This window comes from Streptomyces auratus, assembly GCF_050433025.1.
Lineage (GTDB): Bacteria > Actinomycetota > Actinomycetes > Streptomycetales > Streptomycetaceae > Streptomyces > Streptomyces sioyaensis.
In genome coordinates, this window is sequence record NZ_JBNGCB010000003.1 from 2,971,712 (window position 1) to 2,988,682 (window position 16,971).

Annotated in this window: 16 protein-coding genes; 5 read left to right on the forward strand and 11 right to left on the reverse strand. The window is 72.9% G+C overall.

Going from position 1 to position 16,971, the window contains the following annotated elements; translation table 11 throughout:
• Positions 1 to 43 precede the first annotated feature (43 nt).
• Complete coding sequence (locus BKA18_RS32710) at positions 44 to 1,084, forward strand: lactonase family protein (protein WP_366046365.1); 1,041 nt, start codon at positions 44 to 46, stop codon at positions 1,082 to 1,084.
• Between the two features lie 16 nt (positions 1,085 to 1,100).
• Here BKA18_RS32710 and BKA18_RS32715 read toward each other — a convergent pair whose 3' ends face one another.
• The 7 genes from BKA18_RS32715 to BKA18_RS32745 all read right to left on the reverse strand — a co-directional run bounded on the left by BKA18_RS32715 (position 1,101) and on the right by BKA18_RS32745 (position 8,187).
• Positions 1,101 to 1,442: a nuclear transport factor 2 family protein gene (locus tag BKA18_RS32715; RefSeq protein WP_366046366.1), complete on the reverse strand. Its 342-nt coding sequence runs from the start codon at positions 1,440 to 1,442 to the stop codon at positions 1,101 to 1,103.
• 328 nt (positions 1,443 to 1,770) lie between these two features.
• Positions 1,771 to 2,727, reverse strand: coding sequence for a sirohydrochlorin chelatase (locus BKA18_RS32720; protein ID WP_429638729.1), 957 nt, complete (start codon positions 2,725 to 2,727; stop codon positions 1,771 to 1,773).
• Positions 2,728 to 2,818: 91 nt separating this feature from the next.
• The gene (locus tag BKA18_RS32725; protein ID WP_366046368.1) at positions 2,819 to 3,847 is read right to left on the reverse strand and encodes an N-acetylglucosamine kinase; all 1,029 of its coding nucleotides are present in this window, start codon (positions 3,845 to 3,847) and stop codon (positions 2,819 to 2,821) included.
• The gene (locus tag BKA18_RS32730; RefSeq protein WP_366046369.1) at positions 3,840 to 4,961 is read right to left on the reverse strand and encodes an LURP-one-related family protein; all 1,122 of its coding nucleotides are present in this window, start codon (positions 4,959 to 4,961) and stop codon (positions 3,840 to 3,842) included. Before BKA18_RS32730 ends, BKA18_RS32725 begins: the two co-directional genes overlap by 8 nt.
• Before the next feature lie 23 nt (positions 4,962 to 4,984).
• On the reverse strand, positions 4,985 to 5,662 hold the full coding sequence (locus BKA18_RS32735) for a uracil-DNA glycosylase (RefSeq protein WP_366046370.1): 678 nt from the start codon (positions 5,660 to 5,662) through the stop codon (positions 4,985 to 4,987).
• Positions 5,663 to 5,850: 188 nt separating this feature from the next.
• Positions 5,851 to 6,936, reverse strand: coding sequence for a WD40/YVTN/BNR-like repeat-containing protein (locus BKA18_RS32740; RefSeq protein ID WP_366046371.1), 1,086 nt, complete (start codon positions 6,934 to 6,936; stop codon positions 5,851 to 5,853).
• A 147-nt stretch (positions 6,937 to 7,083) separates the two neighbouring features.
• Positions 7,084 to 8,187, reverse strand: a complete 1,104-nt coding sequence (locus tag BKA18_RS32745; protein WP_366046372.1) for an NADH:flavin oxidoreductase/NADH oxidase — start codon at positions 8,185 to 8,187, stop codon at positions 7,084 to 7,086.
• 160 nt (positions 8,188 to 8,347) lie between these two features.
• Between BKA18_RS32745 and BKA18_RS32750 the strand changes: the two genes are divergently transcribed.
• Positions 8,348 to 8,719: an ArsR/SmtB family transcription factor gene (locus tag BKA18_RS32750; RefSeq protein WP_366046373.1), complete on the forward strand. Its 372-nt coding sequence runs from the start codon at positions 8,348 to 8,350 to the stop codon at positions 8,717 to 8,719.
• 100 nt (positions 8,720 to 8,819) lie between these two features.
• On the opposite strand, the gene BKA18_RS32755 is transcribed toward BKA18_RS32750, so the two are convergent.
• Positions 8,820 to 10,193, reverse strand: a complete 1,374-nt coding sequence (locus BKA18_RS32755; protein WP_366046374.1) for an FAD-dependent oxidoreductase — start codon at positions 10,191 to 10,193, stop codon at positions 8,820 to 8,822.
• A gap of 213 nt (positions 10,194 to 10,406) precedes the next feature.
• Between BKA18_RS32755 and BKA18_RS32760 the strand changes: the two genes are divergently transcribed.
• Positions 10,407 to 11,417 carry a DUF6214 family protein gene (locus BKA18_RS32760; RefSeq protein WP_429638730.1) on the forward strand — a complete coding sequence of 337 codons (1,011 nt, stop codon included), beginning with the start codon at positions 10,407 to 10,409 and terminating at the stop codon, positions 11,415 to 11,417.
• A 231-nt stretch (positions 11,418 to 11,648) separates the two neighbouring features.
• On the opposite strand, the gene BKA18_RS32765 is transcribed toward BKA18_RS32760, so the two are convergent.
• Complete coding sequence (locus tag BKA18_RS32765; RefSeq protein WP_366046375.1) at positions 11,649 to 12,251, reverse strand: TetR/AcrR family transcriptional regulator; 603 nt, start codon at positions 12,249 to 12,251, stop codon at positions 11,649 to 11,651.
• Between the two features lie 611 nt (positions 12,252 to 12,862).
• Here BKA18_RS32765 and BKA18_RS32770 point away from each other — a divergent pair.
• A complete protein-coding gene (locus BKA18_RS32770) occupies positions 12,863 to 13,855 on the forward strand; it encodes an Acg family FMN-binding oxidoreductase (protein ID WP_366046376.1) in 993 nt (330 codons plus the stop codon).
• 111 nt (positions 13,856 to 13,966) lie between these two features.
• On the opposite strand, the gene BKA18_RS32775 is transcribed toward BKA18_RS32770, so the two are convergent.
• On the reverse strand, positions 13,967 to 14,242 hold the full coding sequence (locus BKA18_RS32775) for an SHOCT domain-containing protein (RefSeq protein WP_366046377.1): 276 nt from the start codon (positions 14,240 to 14,242) through the stop codon (positions 13,967 to 13,969).
• Between the two features lie 205 nt (positions 14,243 to 14,447).
• On the reverse strand, positions 14,448 to 15,950 hold the full coding sequence (gene putP / locus BKA18_RS32780) for a sodium/proline symporter PutP (RefSeq protein WP_366046378.1): 1,503 nt from the start codon (positions 15,948 to 15,950) through the stop codon (positions 14,448 to 14,450).
• A 565-nt stretch (positions 15,951 to 16,515) separates the two neighbouring features.
• On the opposite strand from putP, the gene BKA18_RS32785 reads away from it, so the two are divergent.
• Entirely contained in the window at positions 16,516 to 16,926 is a 411-nt protein-coding gene (locus tag BKA18_RS32785) for an Asp23/Gls24 family envelope stress response protein (RefSeq protein ID WP_366046379.1), read from the forward strand.
• Positions 16,927 to 16,971 lie beyond the last annotated feature (45 nt).

The window sequence follows — 16,971 nt, forward strand, 5'->3', positions numbered from 1 at the left end:
TCGCCCGAGCAGCTCAACGGGCAGGCGGACGAAGGGCGGAGCCGTGGCGACGGTCGAGAGCGGACTACGGGCGTACATCGGATCGTTCACCTCGGCGGGCGGCCCGGGCCTCACCACCGCGGCCGTGGACCCGGAGTCCGGCGCCCTGACTCCGCTGCACTCCACCGATGCCGTCCCCAACCCCTCCTACCTGGCGCCGAGCCGCGACGGCCGGTACCTCTACGCGGTCAGCGAGACCCCGGACGGCGCCGCGGCCGCCTTCGCGCTCACCCCCGGCGGGCCCGAACTGCTCGCCCCCGCCGTGCCCGTCCGGGGCGCCGACCCCACCCATCTCACCCTGGCCGCGGGCCGTCTCGTCACCGCCAACTACAGCTCCGGGAGCGTCAGTACGCTCCCGGTACGGGCCGACGGCACACTGACCGGCCCCGCCACCGTGCTCGCCCACGAGGGCAGCGGCCCGCGGACCGACCGCCAGGAGGGCCCGCACGCGCACGCCGTGCTGCCCGACCCCAGCGGCCGCTGGCTGCTCAGCGTCGACCTGGGCACCGACTCGGTCCGCAGCTGCACCCTGGCCGCCGACGGGGCGCTGACCGTACGCGCCGAGACCCGGCTGCGGCCGGGCAGCGGCCCGCGCCACCTCGCCTTCCACCCGCGCGGCGACCTCGCGTACGTCATCCATGAGCTGGCTCCGATGGTGACGGTCTGCCGGTGGGACGCCGGCGCCGGTGCGCTGACGCCGGTGGGGGAGACCCGCCTGCTGCCGGACGGCGCCGCCCCGGACGGCACTTTCCCCTCCGGCCTGGTCGTCTCCCCGGACGGCCGGTTCGCCTGGGCCGCCAACCGGGGCCACGACAGCCTCTCCGTCCTCGCCCTCGGCGGCGCTGCCGCAGCTCTCGTCACCACCGTCCCCTGCGGCGGCCACTGGCCCCGCGACCTGGCGCTGCACCCCGGCGGCCGGCATCTGTACGCCGCCAACGAGCGCTCCGGCGACGTCACCTGGTTCACCGTCGACCCGGCGACCGGCATCCCCGCCCGCACCGGATCCGTCGCGGTGCCCGCGGCCTCCTGCGTCGTCTTCGCCTGACCGGACCCGCGGCCGCTCAGCCCTGCGGAAAGCGCCCGCCGAAGTACACCTGGGTCTCGGTGAGCCGGCCGTCCCGTACCGTCGTCACCTCGACATTGCGATGCCGCTCGCCCGTCTTCAGCTCGTACTCGTACCGCACGCAGACCTGCTCGTCGTCGAGAGGCACCGCATCGAGGATCTCCTGCCGGCGCAGCCGGTCCGCGGTGGGGAAACAGACCTCCAGGAACGCGGCCTTGCCGATGTGGTCGTCCTGCGGGCTGGTGAAGACGTAATCCTCGGCGAGCAGCCGGTCCATGGCCGTGCGGTCCTGGGCGAGATAGGCCGCGAAGGCGGCGCGGACGACATCGACGTGCGACATGAACTTCCTTCCGTGGGCGGCCCGCTCACGCCCCGGGCGCGCGCGGCCGGCGAGTGACCTGTGCAGGACGGTAGACGCCGACGCGTGCGCGCACTCCTCGCCCGGCGCGTCAGGCGTACGGCAGGCGCCCTGCGCAGGGCTCTGGCAGCCGTACGGCCGCTCGGTGCTCGGGCACCGTGGCCACTGCTCTCCCGGGCCGTCTGAGGGGCATCTGTGCCGCTCGGGGCGGGAACGGATTCCGCGCCTCCGCCCGAACGGGGCGAAGGGCCGCCCCGCGCGCTGCGCGAGAACGGCCCTTCGACGCCGGGTGTCCGGTAGGGGAGGAGTCCTAGCGGACCGGTACCCCCTGCGACTGCGTCGGGAGGGTGATGCCCACCGCCGCCGCGTAGTTCGAGAGCACCAGCCGGCCCACCGTGCTGTAGGCCCCCAGCGCCTCGGCGGAGGCGCAGCCCGCCTCCGCCGCGGCCGCCCCCAGAAGGCCGTCGGCGATCTCCGGGCCGATCAGGTACGGGGCCAGCGCCAGCTGCTGCGAACCGGACTCGCGCAGCTGCTCGGCCGTACGGGAGATGGCGCCTTCCTCGTCGAGGGCGGCGGCCAGCACCGGCACCGCGAGCCGCGCGGAGAGCAGCATGCCGGTGATCCCGGCGGCCTGTACGGCCTCCTCGCCGCCCACGGTGGCGAGGATGATGCCGTCGGCGGCCGTGGCGACCGTGAACAGCCGGGCACGGTCGGCGCGCGCCAGTCCGGACTCGGAGAGCCGGACGTGCAGCGCCTCGGCGAGCAGCGGATGCGGGCCGAGGACATCGGTCAGCTCCGCGCCGGAGCCGCTGTTCATGATCGCCTGACGTATCCGGCGCAGCAGGGCGCTGTCCGGGCCGGCCAGCAGCGGCACCACCACGGCGACGGGGCCGGGGTCGGGCTTCCCGTCGGCGTCCTCCCGCGCCTTGTGCTCGGTGGCGGCGTGCGCCAGCACGGCCTCCAGCGACGGGAACTCGTCGTCGCCGCCGTCGACGTAGCCGATACGGGCGTCGAGGCCGGGGAGTTCGGAGCGGGCGATGCTGGAGACCTCGTCGGCCAGGCTGCGCGCGGCGGACGAGGGGGTGCCGGGCACGGCCAGCACCAGGGCGGGCGCGCCCTCGGGCGCGGCCAGGGGTTCCGGCTTGCGGTGGCGGCCGGACTGCCGCGCGCGCGGCATTCGTACAGGCAGGCCGGGTGCGGCTCCCGGGCTCGGGGGTGCGGCGTCAAAATGGGGCGAGCCAGGTGCGGGCCCAGTGGGGGAACTCATGGCGCCGCATGCTAACGCCTCGGGTCACACCCGCGCGGAGGGAGGGTTCGGTGGAGAGGTATCCGTCCCGTTTTATCCCGCGCGTCAAGGGTCACGGACCTGGCGCAGGCCGTGTGATCTGCAACAACTCGGCGTCGGCGGGGAGCGTCAGACGGTCGCCGGCTAGCGCCGCGGCGATGGCCAGCGCCCCGTCGAGAGGGCTTCCGGCGGCGACCGTCGAGCGCGCCCGCGGCAGCCGCTCGGCGAGCGCCTGCCGCAGCGGCGCCAGCAGCGGCTCGCCCAGGCCGAACAGCCCGCCGGTGCAGGCCACCGCGCTGTCCGCGGCCGGCGGGCAGACCGCGGCCGCGGCATCGGCGAGATGGCCCGCGGCGGCCCGCAGGATGCCGAGCGCGACCGTGTCGCCGCCGGTGGCGCAACCGGCCACCTCCGGGGCGAACGAGGCGAGTACGGCGGGCCGGTCGGGGCGGGGATAGAGCGCGCCGGGCAGTGCGCCGGCCGGCCCGAACACCGCTTCCGCGCGCGCCAGGAGGGCGGCCGAGCCACCGGGCCGACCGTCGTACTCCCGCAGCGCGGCCTCCAGCCCGGCGCGGCCGATCCAGGCGCCGCTGCCGCAGTCGCCCAGCAGGTGCCCCCAGCCGTCCGCGCGGCGCCAGCCGCCCGCGGTCGGATCCGTGCCCAGTGCGATCATGCCGGTGCCCGCGGCGATCACGGCACCGGGCCGCTGCCCCAGTGCCCCGGCGTACGCGGTGACCGCATCGGCGGCCAGGGCGAAGTACCGCGCTCCGAAGGCGGAGGTCAGTGCGGCGGGCAGCCGGGTGCGCAGTTCGTCGCCCAGCGTGGCCGCACCGGCCGCGCCCACGCACACCGCGGTGAACCCGTTCGCGCCCGCTTCCCGCTGCAACTCCTCTGCTGCGGGCAGTAGTTGGGACAGCAGATGCCCGGCGTCGATCCCGGCGGGGCCGATGCGCACCGGCTCGCGGGAGACGCGTTCGGCCAGCGGGCGGGCCGCCTCGTCGTCCGCGCGGGCGACGGCGATCCGCAGGCCCGACCCACCCGAGTCGACCCCGAGAACATGGCCGGTCCCGACGGCCTCCCGGCCGCGGCCGGGAGGCTCACCCAAGGCCGCGGGCGTCCTGCTTGAGGGCGGTGTCGACGGTCAGGGCCGTGGCGACGACCAGGCTCAGCAGCGGGTCGGGCAACTGGTGGTGGATCTGCAGGACGTAGTTGTCCGCGGACGTGAACATCGTCTTGGCCAGGCCCTCCCAGGTCTTGGTGATCCGGGCGATCTCGGTGTCGGCGTGGTCGACGATGGCGAAGTTCCAGGCGCGCCAGTTCTCGGCCTTGATGGCGCCGATCTGCTGGCCGTTGACCATCATCCCGAAGTTGATCTTCCCGATGGCGTTCTGCTGCACGATCTCGCCGACCGGCGAGCCGTCCGGACGCTGCACGATCACCTTGGACTTGAGGATCTTCGCCGGCCGGGTCAGCACCAGCTGCGGCTGGCCGTAGGCGTCCCGGATCTCCAGCTTGTGGGTCATGTACTGGTCGAGGCTGGAGACGACGCGCAGCACCTTCTTGGCCGTGCTCTGGCCGACCTGGACGACCGTACCGATGGTGTTGCCGTGCTGGTCGAAGACGCTGTACTCGTTGCTGACCTCGATGAGCTTGGCCTTCTGGTTGACCACCAGCACCGGTTCGGTGAACAGGCTGCCGCCGCCCGGCCCGCCGGGCGCCACCCCGGCCTGCTGCTGCACCTGCCGCTGCACGGCGCCCGGATTCCCGGCGGGCTGCCCCGGCATCGGCTGCTGCCCGTACGGCTGCTGCATCGGCTGGCCGGGCGCCTGTTGGGGGTGCCCGTAGCCCTGCTGTGCGTACGGTGCGCCGCCCTGCTGCGGGCCCGGATACGGGGCCTGGCCCGGGGCCTGCTGGCCCGGAGGCATCGCCTGCCGGCCCGGCGCCTGCTGGTGCGGCATCGGCTGCTGCGGCGCCGACTGATGCGGCATCTGCTGCGGGGGCTGCTGGGTGGCCTGTTGCTGCGGAGCCTGCTGCTGCATCGGCTGCTGCTGGGGTGTCTGCTGGGGGCCCGGTTGCGGCGGCTGGTTCTGGGCCGGGGCCGGGGGCTGTTGCCCCGGGTGGGTGTGCTCCGTCCACTGGGACCCGTCCCACCAGCGAAGTTGGTGGGGGGTGCCCTGAGGGTCGGCGTACCAACCCGCAGGGATGTTCGCATTCGTCATGCCAGGCACACTATCGCCCGGTGTCAGGGCAGCCTCCAGTCGACGGGCTGGGCGCCCTGTCGTGCCAGCAGGTCGTTCACCCGGCTGAAGGGCCGCGAGCCGAAGAAGCCCCGGTCGGCGGACATGGGGGAGGGGTGCGAGGACTCGACGGCCGGCAGATCGCCGAGCAGCGGCCGCAGATTGCGTGCATCGCGTCCCCACAGCACCGACACCAGCGGGCGCCCGCGCGCCACCAGCGCGCGGATGGCCTGGTCGGTGACCTCTTCCCAGCCCTTGCCGCGGTGCGCGGCCGGTTTGCGGGGCGCCGTCGTCAGCGCTCTGTTCAGCAGGAGTACGCCCTGGCGCGTCCACGGGGTCAGATCGCCGTTCGACGGGCGGGGCAGCCCGAGGTCGGAGTGCAGCTCGCGGAAGATGTTCTCCAGGCTCGGCGGCAGCGGGCGCACCTCCGGCGCCACGGAGAAGCTGAGCCCGACCGCATGCCCCGGTGTGGGGTAGGGGTCCTGCCCGACGATGAGCACCCGCACCTCGTCGAAGGGCTGTTGGAAGGCGCGCAGCACATTGTTGCCGGCCGGTAGATAGCTCCGTCCCGCGGCGATCTCCGCCCGCAGGAAGTCGCCCATCGCGGCGATCCGGTCGGCGACGGGCTCAAGTGCCTTGGCCCAGCCTGGTTCGACAATTTCTTGGAGAGGTCGTGCAGCCACGGGATCACCCTACTGGCCCGGACCCGCTCCGCTTCAATCGATGGCCACGCCCCGGCCGCCCAGGATGACGCGACCCCGGTGGAACCGCCGCTCCCACCCACCTCCGACCCCAACTGCCGCTCCTTCACACCTCGTTGTCCGGTAGACGGATCGCCTCGACCCCACAGCCCCCCGGAGCCTGCTTCTCCTCAGGCAACGGCGGCCGCCCGTACGCACAGCACATCCGGCAGATGGGAGGCGAGCTGCCGCCAGCTGTCGCCGTCGTCCGCACTGGCGTAGACCTCGCCGTTGCGGTTGCCGAAGTAGACCCCGGCGGGATCGGTGTCGTCGACACACAAGGCATCCCGGAGCACCGTGCCGTAGTGGTCCTCCTTCGGCAGGCCGTCGCTCAGGGGCTCCCAGCTTCCGCCGGCGTCGGACGTGCGGTAGACCCGGCAGTGGTGTCCGGCCGGCACCCGGTCGATGTCGGCGGTGATCGGGAAGAGGTAGGCGACATTTCCCGTGCGCGGATGAGCGGCCACCGCGAAGCCGAAGTCCGAGGGCAGCCCGCCGCCGATGTCCTTCCACGTCGCGCCCGCGTCATCGCTGCGGTAGACGCCCCAGTGGTTCTGCAGATACAACCGGTCGCGGTCGGCCGGGTCCGGTGCGATCTTGTGGACGCACTGGCCGAACTCCGGATGCTGATCCGGCAGGAAGACCGCCTTGACGCCCTTGTTCGACGGTGCCCAGCTGGCGCCCCCGTCGAGGGTGCGGAAGACCCCGGCCGCCGAGACGGCCACGGTGACCGCGTCGGCGTTCCGCGGGTCCGTGAGCACCGTATGGACGGCGAGTCCGCCGCCGCCCGGGACCCACTTCTCCCGGCTCGGGTGGTCCCACAGCGCCCGGACGAGGTCGAAGGTCTCGCCGCCGTCCTCGGAGCGGAACAGGCCGCCGGGCTCGGTGCCCGCGTAGACCACCTCGGGGGCGGCGGGGCCGGCCGGATGCAGCTGCCACACCCGCTCCAGCGAAGTCCCGGTGTACTTCGGGTACTTGACAGCGGGGCGGGCGGGTTCGTGCCAGGTCTCGCCCAGGTCGTCGGAGTGGAACACCGACGGCCCCCAGTGGGCACTGTCGGCTCCGGCCAGCAGCCGGGGCGTTGCGCGCCGGGTGTCGATACCGAGGGAGTAGATCGCCTCGGCGGGGAAATGCGGGCCGCTCAGTTCCCAGCTGCCGCGTCGTCGATGGCCGAGGAAGAGGCCCTTGCGGGTGCCCACCGCGAGAAGTACATCAGTCATGCCGGAACACCTCCGGGACGCCGTTGTCTGGAGACAGTGGCAAGTCTGCACCCGACCACTGACAATGGCGCCCCGAAGGATGTCCGCGCAGGTCGCACGGTGCGGCCCCCCGGCTCCTGCCGCGGGAGCCGCGCGCGGCCGGCCCGCTCAGGCGGCCCGGAGGTACTGCGGCGGCACCGTGAGCTGCGCCCCCAGCTCCCGTGCCGCGTGCTGCGCGAAGCTCGGGGTGCGCAGGAGCTCCCGGCCGAGCAGCACGGCGTCCGCCTGGCCGTCCGCGACGATCTTCTCCGCCTGCCGCGCCTCGGTGATCAGACCGACCGCGCCCACCGCGAGACCGCTCTCCTTCTTCACCCGCTCCGCGAACGGCACCTGGTAACCGGGGCCGGTGGCGATCTTCGCGTCCGGCGCGTTGCCGCCCGTGGAGGTGTCCAGCAGGTCGATGCCGCGCTCGCGCAGATCGCGGGCGAAGCGCACGGTCTCGTCGGCGGTCCAGCCCACGCGCGCATCGCTCGCGTCCTCGGTGAGCCAGTCGGTCGCCGAGATCCGGAAGAAGACCGGCAGTTCGTCGGGCCACACCTCGCGCACGGCGTCCACGACCTCCCGCGCGAGGCGGGTCCGGTTCTCGTACGAACCGCCGTACGCGTCGGTGCGCCGGTTGGTGAACGGCGAGAGGAACTCATTGATCAGATAGCCGTGCGCACCGTGGATCTCGACCACCTCGAAGCCCGCCGCCAGCGCCCGCCGCGCGGTGGCGGCGAACTGCCCGACGATCTCGCCGATCTGCGCCACGGACAGCTCCGCGGGGGCCTGGTAGCCCTCGTCGAACGGCACCGGGCTCGGTCCGACCGGCTCCCAGCCGTAGCGCTGAGAGGGGAGGATCGGCCCGCCACGGTTCACCCAGCCGCGCTCGGTGGAGGCCTTCCGGCCGGCATGGGCGATCTGGATGCCCGGAACCGTCCCCTGTGCCTTGAGGAAGCCGGTGATGCGCCGGAACGCCTCGGTCTGGGTGTCGTTCCACAGTCCGAGGTCGTACGGGCTGATGCGCCCCTCGGGGCTCACCGCGGTCGCCTCCGCGAGGATCAGGCCGGTGCCGCCCACCGCCCGCGCGGCCAGATGCTGGAAGTGCCAGTCCCCGGGCGCGCCCACGTCCGGACCCTCGGGGGCCGCGGAGTACTGGCACATGGGTGCCATCCAGAGGCGGTTCGGGACGGTCAGCGAGCGGAGGGAGAGGGGCTCGAACAGTGCGCTCACAGCAGACTCCTGTGCCTGAAGAGGAGTGGGTCCGGTCGGATCCAGGCTCATACGATAAGCGTCGTACTACGGTGGATGTCAAACTACGATGCTTCTCGTACAATGGGCGTGCGGGCGCACCAGGATGGACCGAGCCCCGCAGAACCAGTCAGGAGCCGTGATGCCGACCGAAACGACCTCCACCCGTGCGCCGTCGGGCGCCCGGTCGCTGGAGCACCCGGACCGGGCGGACATCCGGCTGGCCGACGTGCTGCATGCGCTGGCCGACCCGATGCGGCTGCGGATCGTCCGGGTGCTGGCGGCCGCCGAGGGCGAGCTGAACTGCGCGGACATCGAACTCCCGGTCAGCAAGTCCACCTGCACCCACCACTTCCGGGTACTGCGCGAGCACGGCGTCATCCACCAGCTCTACCGCGGCACGGCCAAGATGAACGGGCTGCGCCGGGACGACCTGGAGGTGCTCTTCCCCGGCTTGATCGACAGCGTGCTGCGGGCGGCGGACCTCCAAGCCGACCGCCTCGGGGAGGAGTGAGCGGACCGGTCCGGTCCGGTGATCCGGGATGGATCAGTCCGGCCCCGCCCGTCCGGTGATCCGGGGCGGAGCGGCCCGGCCCGCCCGTCCGGTCAGCGGCTCACCCGTTCGCCTGTGCCGCCGCCAACAGCCCCGCCCAGTCCGGCAGCTTGACGGTGCCGCGCCCCAGACCGTGACCCCAAGCGGCCTCGGCGGCCTCGATGGCCAGCCAGCCCGGCCAGGGAACCGGCCGCTGCCCCGCGCGTGTCAGCGCCGCGACCGGATCCCCGGCCGTGTGGCGCTCCGCCAGCATCGGGGCATCCGCCAGCAGCGACGAGGCGGTCTCCTTCGCGCACGGCCGGTTGGTGCCGATCACGCCCGTGGGCCCGCGCTTGATCCAGCCCGCTACGTAGACACCGGGGAGCGGTGCCCCGCCCCGCAGTACCCGCCCGGCCAGATGCGGCACCGTCCCGGTGGCCTCGTCGAACGGCAGGCCCGGCTGCGGCGTCCCCCGGTAGCCGACCGAACGCAGCACCAACTGCCCCTGGATGTCCTCGAATTCACCGGTTCCTACGACACCGCCACGGCCGTCGGGCGCGGTCCGCTCGAACCGGACGGCGCGCACCCCCGAGGCGTCCCCGAGCACCTCGGCCGGTCGCAGGAAGAACCGCAGATGAATGCGGCGGCGGGCCCGGGCCGCAGGCGCCGCGTCCGCCGGTCTGCCCGCCGTCTGCTCCGCCCAGCCGCGCAGCACCGCGACGTTCCGCCGTGCCACCGCGGGCAGCTCGCCCGGATCCCGGTACGCCGGATCCAGCGCCAGCTCCTCGGGCCGGACGCATACCTCCGTATCCGGCAGGGAGCCCAGCTCCCGCAGCTCCTTGGTGGTGAACTTGGCCTGGGAGGGGCCGCGTCTGCCGACCATCCAGACGTCCTCGACGCGGCTGTCCGCGAGCGCGCCGAGCGGCCCCTGCGGCATATCGGTGGCGGCGAGCTCCGCGGCGCCGCGCGAGAGCATCCGCACCACGTCCACCGCCACGTTCCCCACGCCGATCACGACCGCGGACCGCGCCGCGAGCGTGAAGCGGACCGCGGCCGCGTCCGGATGCGCGCTGTACCAGGCGACGAACTCGGTCGCCGGATGGCTGCCGGGCAGCTCCTCGCCGGGGATGCCCAGATGCCGGTCGGTGGCGGCGCCCACACAGAACACCACAGCATCGAAGATCTCCCGCAGCTCCTCGACGCCCAGCCCCGGCGCCCCCGCCTCGACATTGCCCAGGAAGTGCACTCTGGGGTGCTCCAGGACCATCCGCAGGTTGTTCTGCAGCGACTTGATCTTCTCGTGGTCGGGCGCGACGCCGTAGCGCACCAGGCCGTACGGGCAGGGCAGCCGGTCCAGGACGTAGACCTCGATGTCCGGGACGGCCTGCTGCTCGATCAGGGACTGGGCGGTGTAGACACCGCTGGGTCCGGAACCGATCACTGCGACACGAAGCACGGTGGCCCCTTCTGCGGGATACCCCCAGGGTCGCACCGGTGGGCGCGCGACGGGAGATGCGCTATCGGGGTTGCTCCCGGTGGGATGAGCGTGCCGCGCTACTGGGCCGGGTGAGCTGGAGGCTAGGTTTTCAATGTGTCGGAAAGTGACTTTTATACCGTTAATCACCGATATGAAGCCCAGGGCGCGCCACTGGAGTGGCCCACATGGGAGGTGCGGGCGCACGGTTCTGCCGCGCCCGCCTCCGAGTCCGCCACCCCGTACGATCCGGCCCGCTCCGACGGTTCCGGGTGCTCGCTGCCCCGGCTCGATCCGCTGGGCCCGTGGTGCAGCGCCCGGCTGACCTTCGCCGACGGCGCCCGGATCGATGTCCTGGTGACGGTCTCCGACGAACGCCTCACCGTCGAGGACGTACGGGCCGACCCGCCGCTGACCCTCGCCGCCCTCGCCGGCCTGGCCCGCTGGATCGAAGGCCCCCTGGACGATGCCTTCCGGGCGGCCACCGGCCGGCCGCAAAAGGCCCGGCCCACGCCCCGCCGGCCCGGCCCCGCGGCTGTCCCGGCGGCCGGCGACGAGGCGCTGTCGGCCGGGCCGGACACGGAACCGGCCGACGGCGCGGCGCCCCAGCCGATGTCGGGCCCGCGGCCGCCTTCGCCGCACCAACCGGTGCCGCCGCCGCAGCCGGTGCACGGGCCGCTGCCGGAGCGCGAGCCGGAACCGGCGGGCGCCGGGGCGGGGGAGGGCCCGGCACCTTCGGTGACGGAGGCGGCGGCGGGGGCGGCGGGCGCGGTGCCGGGCGACGGCGTGGCCGATTCGACGGCATCGGGCGCCGGGCGTCTCGCCGAGACCTCCGCCGGGCCGTCGGCCGAACCGCCCGCCGACGCCTCTGCCGCACCCCCCGTCGGGCCGTCCGCCGAGCCGTCCCCTCCGTGCGCCTCGGCCTCGCCGTCCGCGTCGTCCACGCCCGGCACTTCACCGGCGTCGTCCGCGCCCCCCGCCGCCGTCCCGCCCCCCGAGCGGACGCGCTCCGCCGTCCTCGCCCGGTCGCGGTCCGGCGAGCGCCGCAGGATCGCCGCGGACGCCTACCGGCAGGCCCAGCGGGAAGGGAGCGATCCGGTACTGGCCGTCATGCTGGCCACCGGCCGGAACCGGCGCAGGTCGCTGCGGCTGATCGCCGGCGCCCGCGACGAGGGCCTCCTGACGCCACGTCACAACAAGCGTTAGCGGGCGACACCAGGACGCCGGACCGCCTTCGCCCGCATCCGCCCGCGCCGTGACGGTGACCGGCCGAGGCTCCGTGCGAGGCGCCATGGCCGGACAACCGGCCTTCCATGGCGCCGGTTTCGGCCTGCGAGGCTGCGGTGATCCGCACCGCCGGCCGCCCGCTCCCCCCGCTCATCGCTGACCGGCTATCCCCGTACCGGTCCCCGCGAGCGCGTCACCCGGGTCGGTTCCTCACCCGGGGGGAAACCCCAACTCCCAGCCCAGTTCGTACCGTTGGAACAACTCGGCGCGCAGTCGCGCGCGCGGCATCGGCGCGCCCGGCAGCAGCATCGGCACCACCGCACCCATCAACAGGGCCCTCAGCAGCGGATAGTCGGCGTCGGGGTCCGGCGACCCGTACGCCACGACCGTCTCGCGCAGCAAGTGCGCCAGCCGTTGCTGCTCGGGGCACTGGATGAACCCCTCGGCCGTCAGAATTCCCGCCATGTGCGTCCGCATCAGCAACGGCCGGTCATGCGCGAGCCCCAGGACGGCATCGATGGCCCGGGCCAGCAGCTCCCGCCCCGCGTCCGGTCCGCTCGGCCGCGGCTCCCGCTCCAGCGCCTCCTGCAGGGTCAGATGCATCAGCCGGTGCACGGCGGACTGGAGCAGTTGGCGCTTGCCGGGGAAGTAGTAGGAGATCAACCCCCGTGCGGTTCCGGCCCGTTGGGCGATGTCGCCGAGCGTCGTTGCCTCGAAGCCGCGCTCCCCGACCAGCTCGACCGTCGCCCGCAGCAGCCGCTCCCGGGAGCGCCGCCGCAATTCTTCATTGACCGATGCGCTGCGGGGGGACATTCTGATACTCCTGCGTTGACTGGCTGAGAGCCAATATACTCAGGACGACTCCGGATATCCGTCCCAGGACAGGAATCCGGTCAAGCTGCCCGATTCGGGCGACGCGGGGGATCGCCCGAATCGGGCGTGGGCGAGGCCGGGGTGGGCCTCGCGATCTGCGTCTTACCAGGTCGCGAGGCCCACCCCGGCTCGCGCCGAGACGCAGGTCGAGCGACTCCGGCCATTTCCGGTCGCACCCTTGCCGGTTCTCCGACCGTTCGGTGCTGCATGGCCTTCCTCCGGGCGGATCGTGACAGCCGGCCGCCCGGCCGCCCTTCCATTCTGAACCGACGTGTTCCCTGGCGAACGAGCCGACCGGCTCCCTTCCGGGACGGACGGCCTGATCAGGTCCGTTCGGCCCTCTGATGAGGCCTTCTGGTCACCTGCCGTCGGCGAGCCACCGTGCCAGGTTGGAGAAGGAACATCGGTGGCGGAGACCCAGAGCCGAAGAGCGGTGATGACATGCGGGCTCACATCGGCGATCAACTCTGGGTGCTGATCGAACCCAAGCGCGTCAAGGACGACGCATCGACAACGACTGAGTCGGTGGGGGAGAGCCGAGGGAGGCTCCAGTGACCACACGAGTGCTCTCCGAGGAGCGCGTAGCGGCGTTGGCGGACGCCGCCGCCACCGCCCCGTCCCTGCACAACGCGCAGCCGTGGCACTTCCGATACGTGCAGCACAGCCGCGCCTTCGACGTGCGTGCGGACCTTGAGCGCGGCCTGCCGCACGCCGACCCCGACAACCGTGCTCTCCACCTCGGCTGCGGCGCGGCCCTGCTGAACCTGCGGGTGGCCGTGGCTCATGCGGGCTGGTATCCGGCGACCCGGCTGCTCCCGGACCCCGGGGATCCCGCTCTCCTCGCCACGGTGCAGTTGACCGGCCTCGGCAGTGGCGAGAGCGACCTCGACGCGCTGTATACGGCGGTCCACCGCCGGCACACCAGCCGCTACCCGTTCGCCGAAACCGACATACCCGAGACGGTTCGGTCGGCCCTGAGCGACGCCGCCCGGAGGGAGGGCGCCACGCTGGACTTCCCCACCCCGTGGCATCTGAAGTGGGTACTGGAGCTGGTCGAGGAGGGGGAGACACGCAGCCGCACCGACCGCGGCCAGGCTGCGGACCTGTCACGCTGGACCCGCACCGACGCCACGGCGGGGGGCGGGACCGGGGAAGGGGTGCCGGAGTACGCCTTCGGCCCACGCAAGCGCGGTGGCAAGGCTCCCGTCCGTGACTTCGCCGGGACCGGACAGGTGCCCGGTCGCGAGGCCGCGACGTTCGAAGCATCGCCTCATCTGGCGTTGCTGAGCACGTCCGGAGACCGTCCCGAGGACTGGCTCCGAGCAGGTCAGGCCATGGAGCGCGTCCTGCTGCTGGCCACCCGGGAAGGACTGTCCAGCGCACCTGCCACGCAGGCCCTCGAATGGCCCGACCTTCGATGGACGCTACGCGACCCCGTGTTCGGTACGGGGTACGTGCAGATGGTGCTGCGACTCGGCTACGGCCCGCGGGGCACCGCGACTCCCCGTCGCCCGCTGGCGGAGGTGCTGGACATCGAGCCCTAGGTGTGTCGACCGGGCAGGTTCACGGGCACGGCACAGGGGGTGCGGAATCTGCCGGAGGCGGCCGTCCGCGAGGATCACCGTCGAGCTACCAACCGTGCCGGCGCCTCGCGTTCACCGGTGTTCCCTCAGCAGGGTGAGCCGCCGTTTGTACTCGTCCTCGTCGATCTCCCCGCGGGCGAACCGCTCGGCGAGCAGGTCCTCGGCGTGCCCCTGTCCCCAGCCCCACGCCTGCTGACCGGACGGACCGGGCCGGCCGTCCCGGGGGGCGCCGCGGACGTAATGGACGACCGCGGCGACAGCAGCGATCACCAGCCCCCAGAACACCACCATCAGCAAGGTCATCATGAACCAGCTGCCCCACCCCCATCCGCCGTCGAACCACATCATTGCCCTCGCCTCCCGGCTGGGACCGCTACGGTCTGCGGCACCACGCCTTTCAGGATCGCGCGGCCGTGCCGGCGGCGGCAGGGGCCTCGTGGCCCCGAAGCCGGGGGCCGAACGGGCACTAAGGGGCCGTGGGCGGGACCGGCGAAGGGGACGCCGGTGGGCCGGGGCGGGGCGCCCGGTGGGCCGGGGCGGGTCGCCCGCGGGCTCAGCCGACCGGCACCGTCGTGGCGTTCTCCCGCTCCATGGAACCCGACCAGCTGCGTCGCGGCGGGCGGCCGACGAACTTCCCGAAGAGCAGGGCCGCCACGGTGGCCGCGAGCACCCCCGGCACCATCTCGTAGATGCCCGACTGGAGCGGCCCGAGGAGCGGGTCGATCTGCTTCCACAGCAGGACGGTGACCGCCCCCGTCACGATGCCCGCCATCGCCCCGGCCCGCGTCATCCGCGGCCAGTAGAGCGACAGCAGGATCACCGGGCCGAAGGCGGCGCCGAATCCCGCCCAGGCGTACGCGACGATGTCCAGCACGGCGCCGCCGCTCAGCGCGATGACGTAGGCGACCACGGCAACGGCCACGACGGTCGCGCGGGCCGCCAGCACCAGCGCCGCATCCGAGGCCTGCCGCTTGACGAACGCCCGGAAGAAGTCCTCGGTGAGCGCCATCGCGGAGACCAGCAGCTGGCTGTCCGCGGTGGACTTGATCGCGGCGAGTACGCCCACCAGCAGGATGCCCGCGACCCAGGGGTTGACCAGCTGGGCGCAGAGCGCGATGAAGACCGTCTCGGGATTGTCCAGCGGCTGGTCGAGCGCGGCGATCCCCACCAGACCCACGAGCGAGGCCCCGGCCAGGCAGACGACCACCCAGCTCACGCCGATCCGGCGGGCTCTGGGAATCTCGCGGGTGCTGCGGATGCTCATGAAGCGGACCAGGATGTGCGGCTGGCCGAAGTAGCCCAGCCCCCAGGCGAGCAGGGAGATCACTGCCACCGCGCCGAGCGAGTGACCGGACGTCCAACGGCTGCCGTCGAAACCGGCCTTGGCCCCCATGTCCAGCAGCGAGGCGCTCTTGTGGGTGAGCGCATCGTGCAGGGCACCGATCCCGCCCAGCAGTCCGATGCCGATCGCCGGGAGGGCCACCGCCGCGCCGAACATGACCGTGGCCTGCACCGAGTGCGTCAGGCTGACCGCGCGGAAACCGCCCAGGACGGTGTAGACCACGATCACGATGGCGAAGACGGTGAGCGCGAATTCGAAGCCGCCGCCGAAGATCCCCTCGAACAGCACGCCCCCGGCCAGGAGGCCGCTCGCCACATAGACGGTGAAGAACACGACGATGACGGTGGCCGAGAGCAGCCGCAGCATCCGGCTGCCGTCCTCGAACCGCTCCTCCAGATAGGCCGACAGTGTCTTGGCGTCACCGGCCAGCTCGGTGTACGTCCGCAGCCGCGGCGCGACCAGCAGCCAGTTGAGATAGGTGCCGATGGCCAGACCGACGGCGATCCAGGTCGCGCCGATGCCGGCCGCGTACACGGCACCGGGCAGTCCCAGAAACAGCCAGCCGGACATATCGCTGGCCCCCGCGGACAGCGCCGCCAACGGGGCGCTCAGTCGGCGCCCGCCCAACGCGAAATCGGAGAAGGTCAGGGTGTCCTGATACGTCCAGAAACCCACAGCCACCATGGCGAGCAGGAATATCCCAAATGTGATCATGACCGGTACGATCAGGTGTGTCACCACTGCTCCCTCGTTACAGGCATTGCCATGTCATGCACGGGCCCCCGTTGGGGGATCCCACGAGGAAGTCCCGGGGCGGGAAGGCTCCGGCGCGAGCAGACGATACGGATCCACCACCGGGAGCGGCACCCCTTTGGCAGATGTCCGTGGCATCGCCGTTTCCCCGTCCCCGCAGGCCCGAGGCGGGAGCGGGGTTCAGGACCATACCCCGGACTGCCGCTCCAAGGCGCCAACGCCCCCCAGTTGGCGACGACTTGACACCTTCGGGCGTGCGAGGTGCACGATCGGGCGCGGCTCGTGCCGGGCGCCTCGCCGACGGGGGCGGGTGCGGCCTGCCGTGCGGGGCCCCCGCACGGTGACGCGCGCCGCAGCCGAGGCAGCTGTCAAGGCACATTGCTGGAACGGCAAAGTGCCGGCCGGCGCCGCGCGGGGCCCCGCAGCGGTGTCGCCCCCGGTTCAGGAGGCAGCGTCCCCCGTCCGGTCATAGCGTGAAGAGACGGGCCGAAGCGTCCCCACAACGGAGCACAAGGGGTGAGGGGCAATGACCGAATTCGCAGAGCGCCGGCCGCGGAACCCCGGGGAACTGGGGCGGACGACCATCGCCGACAGCGTGGTCGAGAAGATCGCCTACCTGGCGGCCGGTGAGGTCGAGGGGGTGTACGCCCTGGGCAGCGGGCTGTCGCGCTCGGTGGGCGCCCTGCGCAAGCGCGTACCCGGGGGAGGGACGACCACCACGCACGGCGTCAAGGTCGAAGTGGGCGAGAAGCAGACGGCGGTCGATCTGGACATCGTCGTCGAGTACGGCGAGGTCATCCCCGAGGTGGGCAAGGCCGTGCGCGAGAACGTGATTTCCGCGGTGGAGCGGATGACCGGCCTCGAAGTCGTCGAGGTCAACATCGCGGTCAGCGATGTGCGGCTTCCCGAGGAGGAAGAGCCGGAACGGGTGCAGTAGCCGTCTCACCGGGCCGGGGCCTCGCGGGGGAGGGGCTCCGGCCCG